This window comes from archaeon CG10_big_fil_rev_8_21_14_0_10_43_11 (assembly GCA_002763265.1).
Taxonomy (GTDB): Archaea; Nanobdellota; Nanobdellia; order PEZQ01; family PEZQ01; genus PEZQ01.
In genome coordinates, this window is sequence record PEZQ01000003.1 from 151,002 (window position 1) to 171,522 (window position 20,521).

Genomic DNA, 20,521 nt, shown 5'->3' on the forward strand with positions numbered 1-20,521 from the left:
GCCTATGCATGACAACATCATTGTAAAAGGAGCACGAGAGCACAACCTCAAAGACCTAGACGTGACTATCCCAAAAAATAACCTTACTGTAGTTACCGGGCTTTCTGGAAGCGGAAAAAGCACGCTCGCATTTGACACACTCTACGCAGAAGGACAGCGGCGCTACGTTGAGTCACTTTCAGCTTACGCACGCCAGTTTCTAGGACTCATGAACAAGCCCGATGTTGACAGTATTGAAGGATTATCCCCTGCTATTGCTATTGAACAAAAAACAACCAGCAAAAACCCGCGAAGCACAGTAGGCACAGTCACTGAGATTTATGATTACTTACGCCTCTTATTTGCACGCATCGGCACGCCGTACTGCCCTGACCACGCCATCCCCATTGTGCGAAAATCAGCGCAAAACATTGCAAAAGACGTGCTCAACGATTTTAGAGAAAAAAACATCACCCTACTTGCACCACTGGTACGGCAAAAGAAAGGAACCTACGAAAAACTTGTTGAAACACTCAGAAAAGAAGGATACGCGCACATGCGCGTGAACGGCGACATCAAAAGCACACAAGAAGCCCTTGAACTTGAACGCTACAAAAAACATGATATTGAAGTTGTCATTGACAAAACCAGTACTAAAGACGCTCAACGCGTGACCGAAGGGGTTGAAAACGCACTCAAAAAAGCAGAAGGACTGGTTGTTATTGTAAACGGTGAAACAGAACGACTCTACTCACAAAGCATGTCATGTCCTGAATGTGGTCTTGCTGTTGAAGAACTCCAACCACGCATGTTCTCATTTAACGCACCCTTTGGCGCGTGCAAAGAATGCCACGGGCTTGGCTTCAAACAAAAAATCAACCCCGAACTTATCATACCAAACAAGAGCCTGAGTATTATTGACGGCGCGCTCGCACCATACCGCAACGTGTCAACCAGCTGGACAGGCCAGCAACTCAGCGCTGTTGCAAAACACTACAAGTTCAACTTGTTTACACCAATTGAAAAACTTACCAAAAAACAACGCGAAGCACTCCTGTTTGGCAGTGACAACAAAATCAAGTTCAAATACGCCTCAGAAGAACGCGACTCCTCATTCACCTTTCAAAAAGAATGGGAAGGCGTAGTAAACCAGCTTGAACGATTATACAAAGAAACCAAATCAGACTATCGAAGACGCGAGATTGAAAAATTCATGAGCATACTTGACTGCAAAGCATGCCATGGAAAACGCCTCAACCCAACCAGTCTTGCAGTAAAAATCGCTGACAAAAACATTATTGACCTAACCGACATGAGCGTTAAAGACTCGCTTACCTTCTTCAAGCGTCTTGAACTCAGTGAAAAAGAAAAAGAAATTGCAAAACAAATCTTAAAAGAACTCAACTCAAGACTCTCATTTTTGAATAATGTTGGACTTGATTACCTTACCCTATCACGCTCAGCGCGAACCCTCTCAGGCGGGGAAGCACAACGCATACGCCTTGCAACCCAAATTGGTGCAAACCTCACCGGAGTCATGTACGTGCTTGACGAGCCAAGCATTGGACTCCACCAGCGCGACAACAACAAGCTCATTGAAACCCTCAAAAAACTGCGCGATATTGGAAACACCCTTATTGTTGTAGAACACGATGAAGACACGATTCGCGAAGCAGACCACGTAATTGACCTTGGACCCGGCGCAGGATTTAATGGTGGCTACATCGTTGCTAAAGGCACACCAAAACAAATTGAGCAAAACAAAAAATCCCTTACCGGACAATACCTAAGTGGAGAAAAAACAATTCCCGTGCCAAGCGAGAGAAGAAAGAGCACAGAATACCTTTCACTTACCGGCGTTACAAAACACAATCTCAAAAACATTACCACACACTTCCCAACACGGGTACTCACTGTTGTAAGTGGAGTAAGCGGCAGCGGGAAATCAACCCTTATTTACGAAGTGCTCTACAAAGCACTCAAAAAAGAACTGTCAAAAGAAAACGTGATTGTTGATGGATACAAAAACGTACAAATCCCAAAAAGCATTGACAAACTCGTCATGATAGACCAGTCACCTATTGGCAGAACCCCGCGAAGCAACCCCGCAACCTACACCAAAGTATTTGATGACGTGCGAAACTTGTTTTCACAAACAAAAGAAAGCAAACTGCGCGGCTACCAACCCGGCAGGTTCTCATTTAACGTGAGCGGGGGCAGGTGCGAAACGTGCCAAGGCGACGGTCTTATTAAAATTGAAATGCACTTCCTGCCTGACGTGTATGTCACGTGCGAAGAGTGCAAAGGTGCACGCTACAACGATGAAACACTTGAAGTTTATTACAAAGGAAAAAACATCAGCGAAGTACTGGACATGAGCGTGGAAGAAGCCCTTGACTTTTTTTACCACATCCCAAAAATTTATCGCAAGCTAAAAACACTCCAGGATGTCGGACTCACGTACGTCAAGCTTGGACAATCATCTACCACGCTCTCAGGAGGCGAAGCACAACGCATCAAGCTCACACGCGAACTTGCAAAACGAGACAATGGAAATAACCTCTACCTACTTGACGAACCAACAACCGGTCTGCACTTTGATGATGTAAAAAAACTTATTCTCGTATTACAACACCTCGTAAACAAAGGAAACACCATCATCGTTATTGAACACAATCTTGACATCATAAAAAACGCTGACCACATTCTTGACCTTGGACCTGAAGGAGGCAACGGCGGCGGACGCATTATTGCACAAGGAACCCCCGAACACGTAGCAAAAAACACGCAAAGCCATACTGGCGCGTTTTTAAAACGACTCTTACCATGATTGACCTAAAACTACTGCCAACTGACCCTGGATGTTACGCGTACAAAAACACAGACGCAGCTATTATCTACATTGGCAAAGCAAAAAACCTCAAAAAACGCGTGTCAAGTTATTTTACAAAAACGCATGAAGACCCCAAAACTAAAGCACTCGTAAATGAGACTGCAGACATTGAACTGTTTGTCACCTCAAACGAAGTTGAAGCCCTTATTTTAGAAAATAATCTTGTCAAACAACACCAGCCAAAATACAACATCCTCCTCAAAGACGCACGCAGTTATGCATACTTACTTGTTACTGACGAAACATATCCAAGACTCTTAACAAGCAGAAAAAAAGACGCACGCGGAAGTCTCTACGGTCCGTTTGTGAGTGGAGAATACCGCGAACTCGTGCGAAAATTGCTTGTTAACAGCTTCAAACTCAGAACGTGCAAGCGACTCCCAAAACGGGCGTGCCTGCGCTACCACATCGGACTGTGTAACGCACCTTGTGAAGCAAAAGAAACACGCCACGAATATGACTCGCGCGTTGAAACAGTTAAACACTTTCTTAAAGGAAATGTTAATGCACTCAAAAAAGAACTGAAAAATGAAATGCACGAACAATCACACACACAGCACTACGAACAAGCAAAAACAATCCGCGACCAGCTCCACGCACTTGAATATTTGGAAGTGCGCCAAAACGTTGAACAAAAACGAAACTATGACGAAAACGTGATGAACTTTGTGCGCGAAGACAACACAGTCCACATGATTGTTTTTACCCTTAACAAAGGCGTGCTCGCAACAAAACAGGAATTCAGTTTCCCCCACTCTGAGGATTTTCTCGACGAGTTTATCAAACAATACTACGCAGAAAACCCCATTCCCTCCCGCATCCTTATTCCCCACCCCCTTGCTGACAAGACTATTCAAATCTACTTAACGCACGTGCGCGGCGCAAACGTGCGAATACACATTCCACAGCGAGGCAGCAGAAAAGAACTGCTCGACCTTGTCAAACGCAATGTAGAAGTCAGTCTTGTTAAAGAAAACTATCGCGTTACTGACTTAAAAGAAAAACTTGAACTCAACTTTAACCCGGTCGTGATTGAAGGATTTGACGTCTCACACACGCAAGGAACATACGTTGTAGGCTCAATGGTGCGATTTGTAAATGGCACAGCAGACAAAACAGGCTACCGCCGCTTTAAGATGCGCTCGTACCAAAGCAATGACGACTTTCAAGGCATCTATGAAATTGTAAAACGAAGATACACCCGGCTCAAAGCCGAATCAAAACAGTATCCTGACCTCATCCTTATTGACGGGGGACGCGGACAATTAAACGCAGCAATAAAAGCACTTCGTGAAATTAACGCACACATCCCTCTTGTGTCCCTTGCAAAACAAGAGGAAGAATTATATATGCCCGGAAAACCAGAACCCCTGCGCCTTGACAAGAAATCAGACGGGCTGCGACTACTTATGAACGTGCGCGACGAATCACACCGGTTTGCAATCACCTACCACCAATTATTGCGCAAAAAAGGATTCATACCATGACTGAAACATTTACTCTCAAAGCCGGATTCAAACCAGAAGGAGACCAGCCTAAAGCGATTAAACAACTCATAGACGGCTTTAAGTCAGGCAAAACCAAACAAACCCTGCTTGGCGTGACTGGAAGCGGCAAAACATTTACCATAAGCAATGCCATTCAAAAACTTAACAAGCCAACGCTTGTTATTGCACACAACAAAACACTTGCAGCCCAACTCTACCAGGAATTCAAAGAATTCTTTCCTGAAAATAAAGTAGAATACTTTGTGAGTTACTACGACTACTACCAGCCAGAATCATACCTGCCTGCAAGCGACACGTACATTGAAAAAGAATTGAGCATTAACCCAAAAATAGAGCAGATGCGGCTCTCAGCAACGCACTCGCTTATGACACGAAAAGACGTTATCATTGTTGCAAGTGTGAGCTGCATTTATGGTCTTGGAAACCCAAAAAATTACTACAAACTCTCATTTAATCTCAAAACAGGCATGAAACTTTCACGACGAGACTTCTTAGGAAAGCTGCTTGACATGCAATATGAACGAAACGATATGGAATTCACGTGGGGCACGTTTCGCGTACGTGGAAACAGTGTAGACGTGCACTTAGGGCATGTGCTGCGCGTAGAATTCGATGGAGATACAGTAAAAAAGCTCAGTCTTGTAGACCCCTTCAATTTTTTTGAAAAAACCGTGCTCAATGATTTCTTTTTATTTCCTGCAAAACATTTTGTCGTTGACAAACAAGACAAAGAAGATGCAATAAAGACTATTCGAAAAGAACTTGAGCGTGAACTTCCAAAAATTGATGACCTCCTTATCAAACACCGGCTCAAAAAAAGAGTTGAATACGATTTAGAGATGATAAAAGAGCTGGGCTACTGCAACGGCATTGAAAACTACTCGCGCCATTTTGACAAACGAAAACCCGGCAAAGCACCCTACTGCTTGCTTGATTACTTTCCAAAAGACTTTCTTGTTGTTATTGATGAAAGCCACCAAACCATTCCGCAAGTGCGGGGCATGTTTAATGGGGATGTTGCGCGAAAAGAATCACTTGTCAGATATGGGTTTCGCCTTCCTTCCGCATTTGACAACCGCCCGCTCAAGTTTAATGAATTTGAAACCTATCTTAAAAACGCCATCTTTGTTTCAGCAACACCCGCAGACTATGAAAAAAAACATAGCAGCAACATTGTTGAACAAATCATCCGCCCAACTGGACTTGTAGACCCCCGTATTGAAACACAACCAATCACCGGACAAATGAACACGCTTCTTTCTGAAATTACTGCTACAACAAAGAAAGGAAACCGCACACTGGTTACCACACTCACCAAGCACTTGGCAGAAGAACTCACCGAATTTTTAAGCACAAAAGGTGTGCGCGTTCGCTACCTGCACTCCGAGATTGACACGCTAGAGCGAAGTGAAATAATCAGACAACTGCGCGCAGGCGACTTTGACGTGCTTGTTGGCATCAACCTGCTTCGAGAAGGCCTTGACATTCCTGAAGTCGCACTTGTTGCCATTCTTGACGCAGACAAACAAGGATTCTTGCGAAACGACACCTCACTTATTCAAACCATTGGCAGAGCTGCACGAAATGCTGAATCAAAAGTCATACTCTTTTGCGACAAGATAACCGACTCGATTAGGTTTGCTATTGCTGAAACAGAACGCAGACGAAACATTCAAACCGCGTACAACAAAAAACACGGCATCACACCAAAAACCATCAAAAAAGAAGTGGGAAAAGAAATTACCACGGTTAAAGACACAAAACACGTGCCAAAAAAAGAAATACCTGCCATTATCTCCCAGCTTGAAATCGACATGCAAGAAGCAGCAGACCAGCTCAATTTCGAGCTTGCCATACAACTGCGCAACCAGATAACACGACTCAAACAACGACTCTCAACAGAGGAGTAACTACAAAACAGCATTATGCAAAGCGTATAATTCAATTACCTATAAGTTTATTAAACATTTTTCTAGAAAGTAGAGAATTGTGCCCACAAAAACAGCTATAGAAGCAAAAAAACGCATACATTTAGTTAATGCGCCAAAATGCAAGATTGATAACCTCACCCAAGAGGAAAAAAGAAATTACTTTGCTACTACGGGAGAAACACAAGCAGGCTGGGACTTTGAAACAACTGAAGAACTTTGGTCTGCCTACTTACAACACAAGCAAAAATATGAGCATGATGTGCTCTCATTTAAAAAAAAAGCGAAAAGAAGAATTAGTTGTTGCATACCACAATCTCAAACATATGCAACAATTAAAAGGACATGCATTTTCATACCTTCCAAAAGGCCATGTAAGCCATGACCTTGAGCGATTACTCAATGATGTCAATGCAGACATTGACCTCGCGCACGCAATCACGCTAAGCACGTACAGGCGGGATAAAAAAGAGCGGGAAAACAGCGGCGTAAGAACAATAGACCAACAAATCATACACGAAGCATTAGCTCTGCCGTGGCTGAAAATAAATCAGTATATCGGGCCAGACTATGTCAAAAGCCAGGTTATTGATGCAGCAGAAACAGGACAATCCCTCTTGCTCTTAGGAGAGCCGGGTAACGGAAAATCTCACTTAGCAAAGAGCCTTGCAGAACTCCTTGCTATATTTGGAGAACCACAACTTGTTGACTTGCTCTGCGAACCAAATCCTGAAGAAGCTGAAGAAAATAAACCGCTCATAACTGCAGTGCCTGTTGGAAGCTTAAAAGAATACAATCATTTTCTTGAAGGAAAAAACGGAGATTTTTTCTTGCAATGGCGCCAAGAACACAAAGATGCGTATCGTTTTTTCCAAATCCTTGCAGGGGTCGCAATTCTTCCCATAGCCTACTTTTCGTATGATACTCTTGTGAACGCATTTGAGCTGGTCAAAGGAACCGCGTTTGCAGGAGGAAAACTGGTTTTTGACGCAGTCGTTGGCGGCCTTGCAACTGCACTAGGGTGGGGTCCGCTGCTTGGCTCACACGGAAAAAAACCGTTCAGTTACTTTTTTTCACAAAAAAACAAGAAACCAAAAAAACTCGTTGACAACAGCGACAAGCTAACACCCCCCTGCCGTGAAGTAACCGGTGCTGAAACATCAGACTTATTTGGATATGTGCGCCACGACCCCTACCAGAGCGGTGGGCTTGGCACGCCTGCGTACAAGCGGGTTGAAGCAGGAGAAATACACAAAGCACACAAAGGCGTGCTCGTCATTGATGAAGCTCGTTCGCTCAACGAACAAATCCTCAACTGGCTGCTTACCGCGTGGGAAGATAAATCATGGCCAATACGAAGTCTTGGCTCATCAGGAAGCAACAGTGCGGCAAGCGTAAGCACTGCACCAGCGCCATGCGATTTTAGGCTTGTCATGGCAACAAACAATCTTGAAGGGATACTCGCAAACCCTGCATTTCGCTCACGACTTCTTGACAAGGCAATACAAGTAATCATGCCTGTATCCCAGAGCATAACCCCAGAAAATCTCAGAGAATATGCGTATTTTCCGCTCTCTGTGTATGAAGATGACCTTAACAATGTGCGAACCACGCTCAAAACGTTGAAAATGGGAAATGAAGAAGAAATAAAAGCAATTCTCGAAGAAACAAGAAGCACACTCTATCCCCACCTGAATAAAAAAGAATGGGTTCTGTTCACGAAAAAAATGTATGAAGAACAAGACCTACAAGATTTAAGCATTGAACGCCAACAACTCGTCAGAACCATGTATGGCGTAAACTACTATGGAGAACTGTCTCTTGACAAACTCTTTGAAGAACACTTCATACCAGACGTAGCGCACAAATACGCAAGAGGACACCTAAGCTACAAGCAAACGGTAGAGAGAATTGTTGATGACCTCTTTATAAAATATCCAAGAAACAATCAAGAACACCGTACAAAAAGAGAAGAAAACATGTTCTCGCTTGTGCAGGATGTTATGTACATCCCCTGGACGCGAGAAGCAGTCATAGAGATGGTTGAATGGCTTAAATCATGGTCCCCCCAAGATGGTCACGTTTCAACACAGCTACGACCGCTCAAAGGGGTTATACGCTCTGCAAGAGACGAATTTTATCAAAGAAAGTTCTACGCGCAACAAGAAGGAAATTACATAACGCATGAACACTTTAGAATTGCAATAGAAAAGAAAAAATCAGTTGAACACAAACACGTAGACAAACTCAATCAGATGATGGAAAACTACAAAGAAATCATGACAAGCGGCTTAAAAAAAGGCCAGGTAAACGCGCTTGCAGTTATACCATCAATCTATCAGGGTTTAGTTTCACCAATCCTCTCCCAAGCAGTTCCAAAAAACGAACATGAAGCGGGAGTAGCCTATATTGGAAGAATACAAAAAGAAAAAGAAGTGAACGAATCCTATCTTGAATTATCTTTAAAACAGGTTGACACAAATCTACTACGCGTCTATAACAAACCACTTGATAAACAAGTACGACTCCAGTTTTATGATTTTAAACAAGCAAGCGACGGGGACAGCGCAACACTAGCGCTCACCATTGCGGGCATGAGTGCGCTCTACAACGCGCGTATCGACCAAAGCATTGGCTTAACCTCATCAATGAATGTTCATGGAGAACTCAAAGAAGTTGGCGGCGTGAAATGGAAAATTGAAGGCGCAATGGAGCGCGGGCTAAAAAAAGTAATTATAAGTGAGAAAAACGCAAAAGATATCATACTTGACAGTTACAAAGGAAAAATTGACATCATCCCCTGCAAGTACATGGAAGAAGCAGCACTTCACCTCTTCCCAAACATCAGCGAAAACGAGATGCTCAGAAGCAGGCTTGAAGAATTACTTGGCGAACGAACAAAACAAGCCGCCAGCTAAACACTTACTCAAGATATGATTCAAGAGGAGGCTTATCATAAAACCTAATCAACAATAGTTAATTATTGTTTTTAATCCTGTCGGAAAAAACCACAACATTTTAAAAGGGATACAACACAGCGTTGTGTCAATTACCTATGAAACTACACATCCTCAATCCTCTTTTAGCGGTTGAAACTCCCCTCACAAGCGCGTTTAGCGGCTTAATTGAAGAAATAGCCTATGATACTCTTGAGATTCCTTTTGAATGCAGAAACGAATTAAGCAAATTCTATGCAAACGGCACGCTTGGCTCTGAGGACAGAAAACTCTATGATAAAGACGCGCTGTTTGCACACTTGAACAAGCACCATGCAGGCAAGAACATTCTGCTTTTTTTGGACGGACCGCTTGTGCAAAGCACGTATGGGGATTATCGCGCAATTAACGGGTTTTACCAGAATGGGCACGCATTAGTCGCAGGCGACATGAGCGAAGAAAAACAACGCGCAACAGGCATTCATGAGCTTGGTCACCACTACGACCTTAAACACCACAGCGATTGCGTGATGCAAACAGGACATCCAAAACCAGAAACGTTTTGCAGTGAGTGTACAGCAACGCTAGAATCACTGGTTGAAGAAACCTGCGCACCACGTGCTGTTTAGCAAAACTCGCACACAGCAGTTTCCTGTTTTTTCGTGTTCACATCACAGCATTTTTGACAGCAAAACTTCAATTCATTTTTAGTTACTGTTTTTGAACCTAGCTTCTTAAGACAGTTTGCGCACAATTCTCCGCGCGATTTTGACGCTTTTTTTGCCATACTGCCCATACACACATTTGGTGCTTAAACACCTTACTCAGCCAAAATTGATAGTACCATTTGAAATAAGAATAAGCAACCATCCCATGAAAATAAGAAGCAGGCCAGCAAGCAAGCGCATGAACGGCTTGTTTAGCTCATGCCACTTTTTAACCTCATACAGTTCTTTTCCAAACGCAACAAGAACAAGAATAACTACAAGCGGAGAGACAAAAATAAGATTATAGAGCACTAAAAGCAGGCCAGCAGTCACGTCAAAGTACTGTGATAAAAGCGTGATAATTGCAAGATACGGCGCGCCCGTGCACGGCAGTTCAACTGCAGCAACAAACGCGCCAAGAATCATAACGCCTGGAATCGAAATGCGCATGGCTCGTTCACGCAATTTTTTTGAAAAACGATGCGGAATGGTAAGTGAAAAACCTTTACCATACCAAAAAAAATCTTTAATCTCAATGAGGCCTGCACCAATAATAAGCATGCCAACCACTATTGAAATATACTCGGTGAGCACGAGCGGAAACACGGTAAACGCGTAGGTAAGACCAAGACCTGCAAGCAAATATACGGTAAAAATTGATGTAATATAAAGCAAACCAAGCAACAGCATTCTTGAAACAGACTGTTTTGCGCTCATAATCACTGAAATCATAAGAATAAGCACGCCAATAGCACACGGGTTTACCGAGTCAATTACTGCAGTGATAAGAACAGTTCCAAGTGTGGGAAGGTACGCTTCAACCGCCACTACTCTCAGCCTCCACTACATCTCCGCGCTCTATTGCGCGCTCGTACGAATCGCATAGGGCATCAGTTGTATTTGTTTGCGCACCAAATTCCACAATAACACAATCCCCTGGCGGCACGTACGCAAATGGCGCAGGAACGTATTCGTCAAACGAGTCAATACGCGTGAGCGTGTACTGCATGTTTGTTGTCATGCCCGCGCGAGCGTCTTGCACGCGAAGCACAAAAATATTAAACACCGCAGGCGTGCCATCACAACCGATTCTCGTATCCATAGTTACAATACCATTAGAAGTGGGCAATAAGAGCGAGTAGTCATCAACACGGCCCCCAATCACTTCAAAAAACTCGCGGAGCGTCACATCACTTATGTTAACAACCACTCCTTCAACGTGCATGCGATTATCCCCATGCACATGAAACACCGACGTGCCAACACGGTTTGATAACCCGCTTGGGTCAATAATATCAACAGGGCTACCACAATTATAAATCTCAAAATCAGCGTGCCAGTGCACAGGTCCACCGGTCTCAGACGTGACGTTCATAAAAAGCGTGCCAACCACAAGATACCCTGAAACCAGAATAAGAGGAACCACAATGCCAAGAAAAAATACTTTTTTCTGCAACTTTGATGGTTTTTTCATGCTCACGGCAAGAATGACAAAAACGCCGGAAACAAAAGAGCCAACCAGTATAACATCCCAAAAGAACCATGCAAGCACGCCAGCCCTCTGCGCATCTTCATGCGCGAACGCGCCAGAAATGAACACGCCAAGGGCTATGAAAATAATCACCCTATGCACCAAACTACTTGCGCGCAACTGCACTACACTCCCCTGTTTGTATACTTCTCCTTGCGCATTATTCAAAAACGTTTCTCTCCCGCCCAGAATCTCATTTGGTGCAGAGAGCAAGACTTTAAAATAGCGAAATTTTTCTAACGTGTTATTCACATGTTTAAAGTTGAATATGAAGTCAAAGAGGACAAACCCCTCATTCACGTGTTCTCACGCGGTGCGGATAAGAAGAAACGCGTAGACATAGTCACTGGCGTTGAACCCTACTTTTTTGTGCTTGCAAAAGACCAAAAAAAAGCGGAAAAACTAGAACACGTAGTGCGCGTTGAAGCAGAAACAAAAAAAACAACCCTTGATGGCCAAGCAGTTGTTAAAGTGGTTTGCAACATTCCCGCGCACGTCAAAGAGTTGCGAAAAAACTTTGAACACACGTTTGAAGCAGACATTCTCTTTACCAATCGCTACGTAATAGACACGTATGACGCGATTGAACAAGACCCGCTTCGCGTGTGCTATCTTGACATTGAAACAAACACCGATAACACGCGGCCAAATATTGAGCAGGCAGACCATGAAGTAACTGCTATCGCGCTTTTTGACTCATTTGACAAGGAGTGCACAATTCTCACCTGGCGCAACGATTTTAAAACAGAACAAGAAAAAAAAACCTACAAATTCGAGATTAACGGCAAAACCATGCGCGTCAAAGCAACCATTGTAAAAGAAGCAACTGAAAAAGACCTGTTTGCAAATCTCATCGCGTATTTCAACCGCGTTGACCCGGATGTTATTACCGGCTGGAACGTGAAGCATTTTGACATTTACTACCTTATCAAACGCATGGAAGCACTTGGACTTGACCCAAACGCGCTCTCCCCTCTTAATTACACAAAAATCCGCGGTGGATTTAGCGGCACAAACCCCGTGATTAAAGGACGCATCATTTTTGACCTGCTTACGGGATATCGCAAGATGGTGATGGGACAAATGAAGTTCTACACCCTTGACCACATTAGCAGCCAGGAACTTAATGCAAAAAAGATTGCCATGCCAAAAACGTGGGGAAACATGTGGCGTGAGAACTTTGACACGTTTATTGAATACAACGCAAAAGACACGTATCTTGTATACGAAATTGATCAGAAGCGAAAAATCATTGACTACTATGATGAAGTGAGGCGCATGGCACACTGCGATTTTGATGACGTGATTATGAGCATGCGCACCTCAGACTCGTTTATTCTTACCTACTGCAAAGACAAGTACGTGTTGCCAACAAAAGCAGGCGTGCAAAAACGAACCAGACTCAAAGGAGCAATCGTACTTGACCCAGTAAAAGGATTGCATGAAAATGTTGCAGTTGTTGACCTCAAATCACTGTACCCAAACATCATTATCAGCTGCAATATCAGCCCTGAAACCATTCTTAACAAAAAAGAGCAGGATTGCGTGACTATTGACCACACCTATTTTTCAAAAACGCGTGCGGGCATTTTTCCAGAAATTCTTGAACACATCTTCAATCGCCGAATTCTAATCCAAAAAGAGCGCGACACGCACAAGAAGGGCAGTGAGGAATATAAACGCTTGGAAGCAAAACAGTACGCAATAAAGATTGTGATGAACAGTTTTTATGGCGTATCAGCAAACCCTCATTTTCGCCTCTACAAAAAAGGCGTGGGCGATGCTATCACAAAAGTTGGCAGAGACACAGTATTGTGGAGCAAGAACATTGCAGAAAAAAACGGTTACACCGTCCTCTACGGGGATACAGACAGTATTTTTGTCACAAAAAAAGACGCGCACAACAGTATAGCAGAAGGCAAAAGCGTTGCAGAAATTCTCAATGCATCATACCAAAAACTGCTTGACCGGTATAACGCGCCAAAAAACATGCTCAGCGTTGAGTTTGAAAAACTCTACTACAAACTCCTCTTATTTCCTGAAACTAAAAAACGCTATGCAGGACTTATCACGTGGTATAAAGGAAAAGACATCCCTCCTGAAATCTCAGTTACCGGTCTTGAAACCGTTCGCTCAGACAGCTCTGAGCTTGCCAAGCAAACCCAGCAACACGTGCTTGAAATGCTTTTTTCAGGCAAAACACGTGAAGACGTAAACGAGTATTTGCGGCACGTGCGCGAACAAATTCGCAAAGGAAACGCGCGCTTTGAAGAAATAGGCATTTCCTCACCGCTCAAAAAACCAATCACCGCATACAAAGTTGACCGCCCCTCAGTTCGCGCAGCAAAATACGCAAACAAACATATGGATGCGAATTTTGATGTTGGTTCGCGCTTTTATGTTATGTATGTTAAAGACGTGCCAGGAAAACCCCCTACTGATGTTATTGCATTCTCAAATGACTGGGACGTGCCCAAAGGAACCGTTGTCAATGTGGATAAACACATTGAAGAAGTGACCGGCGGCAAGATTGAACGCATCTACGACGCTGTTGGCTGGGAAAAAGAAAAACCGCAAAAGAATTTGAACACGTGGTTTTAACTACCAGCCATCACAACCATTACGCATAACAAGCGCCCATAACGCGAGTGAAGATGTGTGCGTGTTTGGATACCTGCTCGTTTCAATACCAGACCAAAACCCAAAACTGTCCTGCGCGTCCACGATTTTTTGAGTCCAGATATCATCATACAAATCAGGTTGCGCATAGGCAATAACTGCTGCGATTTCAACAAACGCATCATCAACAAACGCGTTTTCATTGTTTTGCGCTGCAAGTTCTGCCGCGTTTTTTTCAATAAGTGCCGTGGCAAATTCATCACTAATGCATCCCCGCTCTTTTGCAAACATAAGCGCAAGAACAAAATGCGCTTTAAAATACGCGTCTGAAACGTATTCTCCGCCACTATTTTGATGCGCATCAAGTGCTTGCGCGTAATCTTTAGAAAAGTATGACTCATTAGTGTTACAAAGAAGCGCGCGTGAAACAAACGTGAGTGCTGACACATTGTTTGCGCGCACTGACTGGTCATATATTAAAATTTCATAGGATGGTTCAAATAAAGAGCGAATAGTGTATGCATACAGTTCACGCGCTTTTTTGACAAGAGACGGGTATGTACATGATTCAAGAATGTTTTTCAAAACCCACGGCGTGCTCATATCACTTTGATTAATTGACAAGAACCACGTTAAAGACGCATTAAGAACGGGTGAGGTTTCTTCAAGCGGGTAAAACTCGGTGGGTGAGGTATTAATTTGCAGGGGAAAGCGTTTAACAAGTTGGGCATCTGAATAGCGCGAATACTCTGAACTGATAAAAAAAAAGGAGTTAAACAAGACAAGCAGCACAACACCCATACCAAAGAATCCGAGCAGTAAGATTACCTGTTTGTTCATACCTTACTCTACGCTCATGGTTTTGTTTTTAATCTTGCGCCCAAAAAAACCCTAGCGTTCGTTCTGTATTTTAAGCGTTCCACAATCAGCGCAGCCTGTTGCGTACTTGTTTGACAATTGAGGCCATGCTTCTTTTGCTTGCGCAATGTATTGTGGGGTTATCAGGTTTGCATTACTCTGATGGTAGTCAACACCAAACGAGGTTGGCTGCATGCCGGTTCTGGTTTCTGCAATACCCCATGGTGAAATGTCTTTTGCCATGTCGCCAAGTTCATAGACTTGTTTGACTCGCTCAAGAATTTTTGTGCAGGTTACCCCGCTTTGGCCATGCTCTTTGTTGAACGCGCATACCTTATTAATTAAGTCAACAAGGCTCTCTGATTCATTAAAAACGTTTTCCAAATTGAAATCCATAGTGATTCACCCGCACTAATGTGTTATAAATTATTCGCCCTAACGCCACCCATTCTGTTTAGCACTATTCTTTTGAATCTCACTAAATTTTCCATCAGAGTATATCATGCGAATATGATTGTTATTCTCATCAATGGTTTCAAGAAAAACCGGTTTTCCCCACACCTGATAAAGCGCTTTAAGCGATTGGTTAGTAAGATAGGGTTGCAACGTCACTTGACGCGGTTCAAGACCCATGTTAAGCACGGTTTTAACATCATGCACCAGATGAAGCCCGCCCTGACCATTGAAGTCGCCGCCGCCCGCAGATACTGCAATGCGCGGCAGACCCATATTGTACTTGCCAAAAAGCAGGGCGCGTTTCACATCATCAAACTCTCTGCTGGTTATTTGTGCTTCAGGGTTCCACCACCACCAACGGCTCTTGTTCTCCTCATACACCATGAGGTCGCGTGCTTTTTCAGCAAAGAATTCAGGCGTAAAATACTCCTCAAAGAGACTATAGTCAATGTGAGTTGCAGCAATCTCAAGCACTTTATTCCATCCTTTTTTGAAATCAAGCGAATTAAAATCAATGTTTAAATTGCGTCGTGATGCTTTTTCATCAAGTTCGTAGTCAAGACCAAAACGCCCTGAGCCCCACTTCTCAATCACGTGCATAAGCAGGTCAAGACCAATACGGTACGGGTTTAATCCTTCACGAGGATGAAGCATGCCATTTGTTCGGTGCTTAATCCAGTCAATAGTCTCTCCAATTGGAAGATTATTGTTCATAGCATACAATAAGTCAACACTTGCAGAAAATCCTTCGTGCAAGACTTTGAGATTTTCAATGCGATAATCAAAGCGGGTGATGCCGTTTTCAAGAAGCAACACTTCCCGCTGCCAGTCCTCAAGCTTAGTGGAGTAGTGGGCCACAAACTCAAGCACGTTATAGGTTCGTTTTGGAGGGTGTTGCGTTTTTTTGTGCTCAGAGCGGGCTTTAACTACGCGCTCACGCATTTTCTTTGAATTATTCAAGACATCATCTAAAAACGTGAGCGGATTTTCCTTGTCCATGTTTGCAATCGCTTGCAAATCACGTTTTGGCAGGTCTTCATAAAAATCAGTGAGCGTATTGAGAATGCTTGCAACATCCCGTATTTCATCTACTGCATCTTCACCAACCAAGTCTTCAAGCTCCTGGTAGCGTTCCTGCTGGAAATTCATGTACCCAAAAGGCGAGATGGGTCTGAATTTGCGCGCATACGCATTATTATGGTCCACATGCATGTGGCCAAACACGTGCGCCATAACAAGCTTGACATCAGTCATGTTGTTCACATTATAAATATACGCGCTGTTTGGCTCAACATGGCCTTTTTTCCACACACCCGTTGATGCAACGATTTCATACACAATCCAATTACCCATGCTATGCCCTTTTCGCTGCACTTCAAACTCTTGGCCAAGCGACCAGTGGTCAGGTCGTGCTTTCCAACCTCCTTTTGCAACAATTTCTGAGAGGCCTTCTAAATCAACGAGATAAAAATCAGTGTCACCATACAAGAGATTGAGATTCTTTTGCATCCAGTTAGAAATATTTGACGCTTCTTTTGTTAATTCCTTGTTTTGCAAATATCCTTCAAAAACCCTGATTTTTGGTTTTCGTGCAGGAAGAAGCGCTTGTTCCGGCGTTGGGTCAGACTCATCAACAGGTCTCTGCTTTTTTGCCGTTGTAAAATCGCGGTCATACTTTATTTTCATAGATATCATTCAGCTCCATTTACGCTTTCTTTTTTCCAAAAAAGGTTTTCATTGCAGGCCACACTCCCTCTTCTAAACTCGTTGAGCGATGCATGCGAATAAGCTCACGATACGAGACGTTAGCTATGGTGATATCAAGAATGGATTCAAGCTCTTTACTAAACCTGCTTGAATCACTACTAGTAAAGTCCATCTCATAATAGCAAAAACGCGTAATATCCTTGAAGATGTCACTTACCAAATACCCAACCGGGTCATCATCACCCCATACTTGCCCGTCAGTCATGTGCACCACGTACACGTCTGTTGTTTCAGTATTGATAGTTCGCTTGTCAGCAGTCTTTTTAGGATATGTATTGCCATCAAACATAGCGCGCATAATCTCGTATGCAGGAACAAACATGGTACCACCATCACTTTTAAGACGATAATAGCCTTCACGTGTTTCTTCCCACGCCTGCGCGTTATGCGCAATAAACACTGAATCAACATGTTCATACGCTTCGCTTAACCATAATTCAGTAAGTTCAGTAAGCTCGTATGACAGGCGCATTTCTTCATCGCTAATTGAGCCGGAAACGTCACGAATAAAAATCGCAATTGCATTTTGCTCATGCTTGTAAGAATCTTTAGGAAGCAAGTATCTAAAGTCTTCAAGCTGTAAGTCAAAACGCAGTTTGCGCGCTGCACCATTAAACGCGCCTTTTACCAGAGCCATGTCAGGCTTGAGCAAACAAATCTCCTCTTGTCCGCGCCTTATTTTTGAAAGCACGTACTCGTGGGGCAGGTCTTCAATACCGTGGGGAAGCGTGGAAATGGTTTCTACCAATCCTTCAAGTGTGCTGATTGCAGAAAGCACGTTTGTTTTCTCAAGCGCGTTTTCAAAGATTTGGCGTGAAAATGATTCTTCAACCGTGTGTTCAAGAGAAAAGAGCGAGTCCTCACCGTTTTTGACAATTGCAGGAAAATTAAGTGATTTGAGCGTTTTTTCTTTTCCTGGCTTAACAAAGTCAAGCTCAAGTTCGTCACGCATGTATTCGATAAGCTCTTGTTTTTGCGTGTCTTCATAAATTGAATCTACTGGCTCATTTCCTGCTTCGCCATCCCGACCGGGTTGTCTTGGATGAAGCGGGTCGCCAGGTTTTCCTGGTCCTGTACCAACACCAGGCGTGCTGCCAATCCCTTCTCTTCTTGGACCATAGCGGATGCCAGGAAGACTTACTACCGGGATGCGAACCGGCTGGACTTGTCCTTTTCGCACGCGAGGAATTTGCTGGTATTGTTTTTTGCCCCACGCACCTTTTTTTGCGTTTTTTACGCGATTTTTATACTTTTTACGGCTCTTATAACTCATCAGCGTATCACCTCTCGCGCGTAGTATCTAAGGGTTGAAATGCCACACTCATCACAATACCCTTTATGTTCGAGTTTGTCAAGCAGTTTTTGCAGGCGTTCTTTGTCTTGAGAATTCAAACCCCCCTCACCGGCAAATTGTTCCCAATCAATATAGTCATCAAGGGTTTCTCCACCCTCAATAAGCCACGGATTTTCTTCAACAATTTGTGAAAACAGCGGCTTGCTTTCTTTGTCATAATACCAGTCGTCAACTTCTTTTTTGAGTGATTCCCCATCAATAACATTAAGCCGCGCTACGAGCTCACTGATATGCTCATCAATAGGCACTCTTCCACGACCAGCAACATCAACTTCGCTTATTCGTTCAAGTGCCTTTTTCTTAATAAGGTCAAGATACGTTGAGAAAAACGTTTCTAAACGCTCAAGACCGCCTTCACTATCAAACACCACTGAACGATAGGCAAGACTCACATCTGATTCAACAACGTCACCAATTTCTCGCATGACAAACTCAGTTGCGTGCGGGTAAAACTCGCCAATGTAGTCATCATCAGTATCTGCCTTGGCTTTTACAAAATCAAGAAGTGAGTCAAGAGTGAAGCATTCATGTTTTGAGCGCGCCTTTAATTCAAACAAATCAGCAACAACGCGGCGGGCAGAAAAACCCTCTGTCCAGCCATCACTAGGCGGCACATTTTTTCCAACACGCAAACGGTTGTGCACAAATTCAAATTCTTTTTTGCTCAGTTGCTTGTACGTTTCAAAGCGGTCGTACACATCAATAATTTCAAACAGGGATGGGTCATCATCATCAAAGAGCTCGGCAATAGAGTCACCGTCATGTTTGACCCGGGTTGCCACACTAAACATTGAAACCAATTTCATAATGCCTGGTGAAAAGTGCTTGAAGGGTATGTTTGCGCGTTCATAGATTTTTTGTTCTTCAGAATAGGAAAGGTTTCTTCGAACGTACACGGGAAGAATGCGGTCTTCAAAAGGAGCGCGATTTTCTATTTCTTTTGCAACATTCTCATTTCCATACAAGAATGCAGTAAGGTCAGGCTGTGAACTCTTGCCCGTCTCATCAGTAACGCGTTTATCTGCAAGATTAAGCAATAATTGGTAGCTGATATCAGGGACATGGTCAAGGTCTCTGTCATCAATAGCAATGTTGAGAATGCCTCTGCTCGCACTTTCAATTGCACGCGGAAATTTTTTGTAAAAATTCTTATCCGTAAGCTCAATTGAAGCAACATTTGGCTTGAGCCGGATAACTTTCACAAATTCGCCAATCATGTCAAGAATTTTTGACGCGCCACCTTCCAGTTCTTGTGATGCCTGCGTGTCCTCATCCCTATAACGGGTAAACCCGTCATCTGAGAATTTTTCAGCAAACTCGCGAAAACCAGATGCTTCATCAATAAGGCGCTTGCTGTATTCTACGGTGCATGAAGAACAAAGCTCGCCTGCATGATTGTGGGATGTTGTGATAAACGAAGGCAATAACGACCGTTTTGAGGTCAGTAAGTGAAGCGGTTCTTCAGAGAGCGGACAGTTATACGCTCCGTTTGCCGTTTCGCCATGTTTTTTAAAGCCAAATGTGTAGCGCGGGTTTCGTTCTAATTCCTCAACAAGCCCTTCTTCAAGACGCTGACCAATATGGGTTTTACCACTGCCAGTTGGACCCACAAGAAGAATAAGCGGCACTTTTCCCTGCTTATAGAGCAATGATGCCTGATACAACCGGTCAGTAAGTGTGTTTAACACGTCAGATAAGCCGGTTACGGGATGGTCTCCTGTTCTAAAAAAAAGGTATTCCTGCATGCCATTAGGGTGGCTTATTTTGCCATCAGAAAGGATACGATACAAACGCTCAGGGCTTGATTCAGTAATATCACCAAAACCCATCCCCACCTTTTTTCCTTTTACCACGGTTGACATATACTCTTTTAACGTGAGTGGCGCATATGAATTGATAAATGCCTGAAAGCGCTCCTTATCCAGTAGCGATTCAAATGCTTCACTTATCCGTCCATTACCATCCATATTAGCCGCCTCACACTC

13 protein-coding genes are annotated in these 20,521 nt (G+C 43.5%); 6 read left to right on the forward strand and 7 right to left on the reverse strand.

Annotation, left to right across the window (positions count from 1 at the left end; genetic code table 11):
• Positions 1–4 precede the first annotated feature (4 nt).
• The 5 genes from COT72_01840 (at position 5) to COT72_01860 (ending at position 9,873) form a co-directional block, all read left to right on the forward strand.
• The gene (locus tag COT72_01840; GenBank protein PIO00426.1) at positions 5–2,809 is read left to right on the forward strand and encodes an excinuclease ABC subunit UvrA; all 2,805 of its coding nucleotides are present in this window, start codon (positions 5–7) and stop codon (positions 2,807–2,809) included.
• Entirely contained in the window at positions 2,806–4,359 is a 1,554-nt protein-coding gene (uvrC, locus tag COT72_01845) for an excinuclease ABC subunit C (protein PIO00427.1), read from the forward strand. Before COT72_01840 ends, uvrC begins: the two co-directional genes overlap by 4 nt.
• Positions 4,356–6,290: an excinuclease ABC subunit B gene (locus COT72_01850; GenBank protein ID PIO00428.1), complete on the forward strand. Its 1,935-nt coding sequence runs from the start codon at positions 4,356–4,358 to the stop codon at positions 6,288–6,290. The genes uvrC and COT72_01850 overlap by 4 nt, the downstream gene beginning before the upstream one ends.
• A 128-nt stretch (positions 6,291–6,418) precedes the next feature.
• A complete protein-coding gene (locus COT72_01855; protein ID PIO00429.1) occupies positions 6,419–9,226 on the forward strand; it encodes a hypothetical protein in 2,808 nt (935 codons plus the stop codon).
• Between the two features lie 137 nt (positions 9,227–9,363).
• Positions 9,364–9,873, forward strand: coding sequence for a hypothetical protein (locus COT72_01860; GenBank protein PIO00430.1), 510 nt, complete (start codon positions 9,364–9,366; stop codon positions 9,871–9,873).
• 195 nt (positions 9,874–10,068) lie between these two features.
• Here the strand turns inward: COT72_01860 and COT72_01865 are convergent, their stop codons facing one another.
• Positions 10,069–10,779 (reverse strand): hypothetical protein, encoded by a 711-nt coding sequence (locus tag COT72_01865; protein PIO00431.1) that lies wholly within the window; start codon positions 10,777–10,779, stop codon positions 10,069–10,071.
• The gene (locus tag COT72_01870; GenBank protein PIO00432.1) at positions 10,769–11,734 is read right to left on the reverse strand and encodes a hypothetical protein; all 966 of its coding nucleotides are present in this window, start codon (positions 11,732–11,734) and stop codon (positions 10,769–10,771) included. The genes COT72_01865 and COT72_01870 overlap by 11 nt, the downstream gene beginning before the upstream one ends.
• Between COT72_01870 and COT72_01875 the strand changes: the two genes are divergently transcribed.
• Positions 11,735–14,083, forward strand: coding sequence for a hypothetical protein (locus COT72_01875; protein ID PIO00433.1), 2,349 nt, complete (start codon positions 11,735–11,737; stop codon positions 14,081–14,083).
• Here the strand turns inward: COT72_01875 and COT72_01880 are convergent, their stop codons facing one another.
• Genes COT72_01880 through COT72_01900 form a run of 5 tightly spaced genes read right to left on the reverse strand, consistent with a single transcriptional unit; the run spans position 14,084 to position 20,503 of the window.
• On the reverse strand, positions 14,084–14,941 hold the full coding sequence (locus COT72_01880; GenBank protein PIO00434.1) for a hypothetical protein: 858 nt from the start codon (positions 14,939–14,941) through the stop codon (positions 14,084–14,086).
• Positions 14,942–14,992: 51 nt separating this feature from the next.
• Entirely contained in the window at positions 14,993–15,355 is a 363-nt protein-coding gene (locus tag COT72_01885) for a hypothetical protein (GenBank protein PIO00435.1), read from the reverse strand.
• Positions 15,356–15,394: 39 nt separating this feature from the next.
• Positions 15,395–17,110, reverse strand: a complete 1,716-nt coding sequence (locus COT72_01890; GenBank protein PIO00436.1) for a hypothetical protein — start codon at positions 17,108–17,110, stop codon at positions 15,395–15,397.
• Positions 17,111–17,120: 10 nt separating this feature from the next.
• Positions 17,121–18,455: a hypothetical protein gene (locus COT72_01895; protein PIO00437.1), complete on the reverse strand. Its 1,335-nt coding sequence runs from the start codon at positions 18,453–18,455 to the stop codon at positions 17,121–17,123.
• Positions 18,455–20,503, reverse strand: coding sequence for a hypothetical protein (locus COT72_01900; protein PIO00438.1), 2,049 nt, complete (start codon positions 20,501–20,503; stop codon positions 18,455–18,457). The genes COT72_01895 and COT72_01900 overlap by 1 nt, the downstream gene beginning before the upstream one ends.
• Between the last annotated feature and the right edge of the window lie 18 nt (positions 20,504–20,521).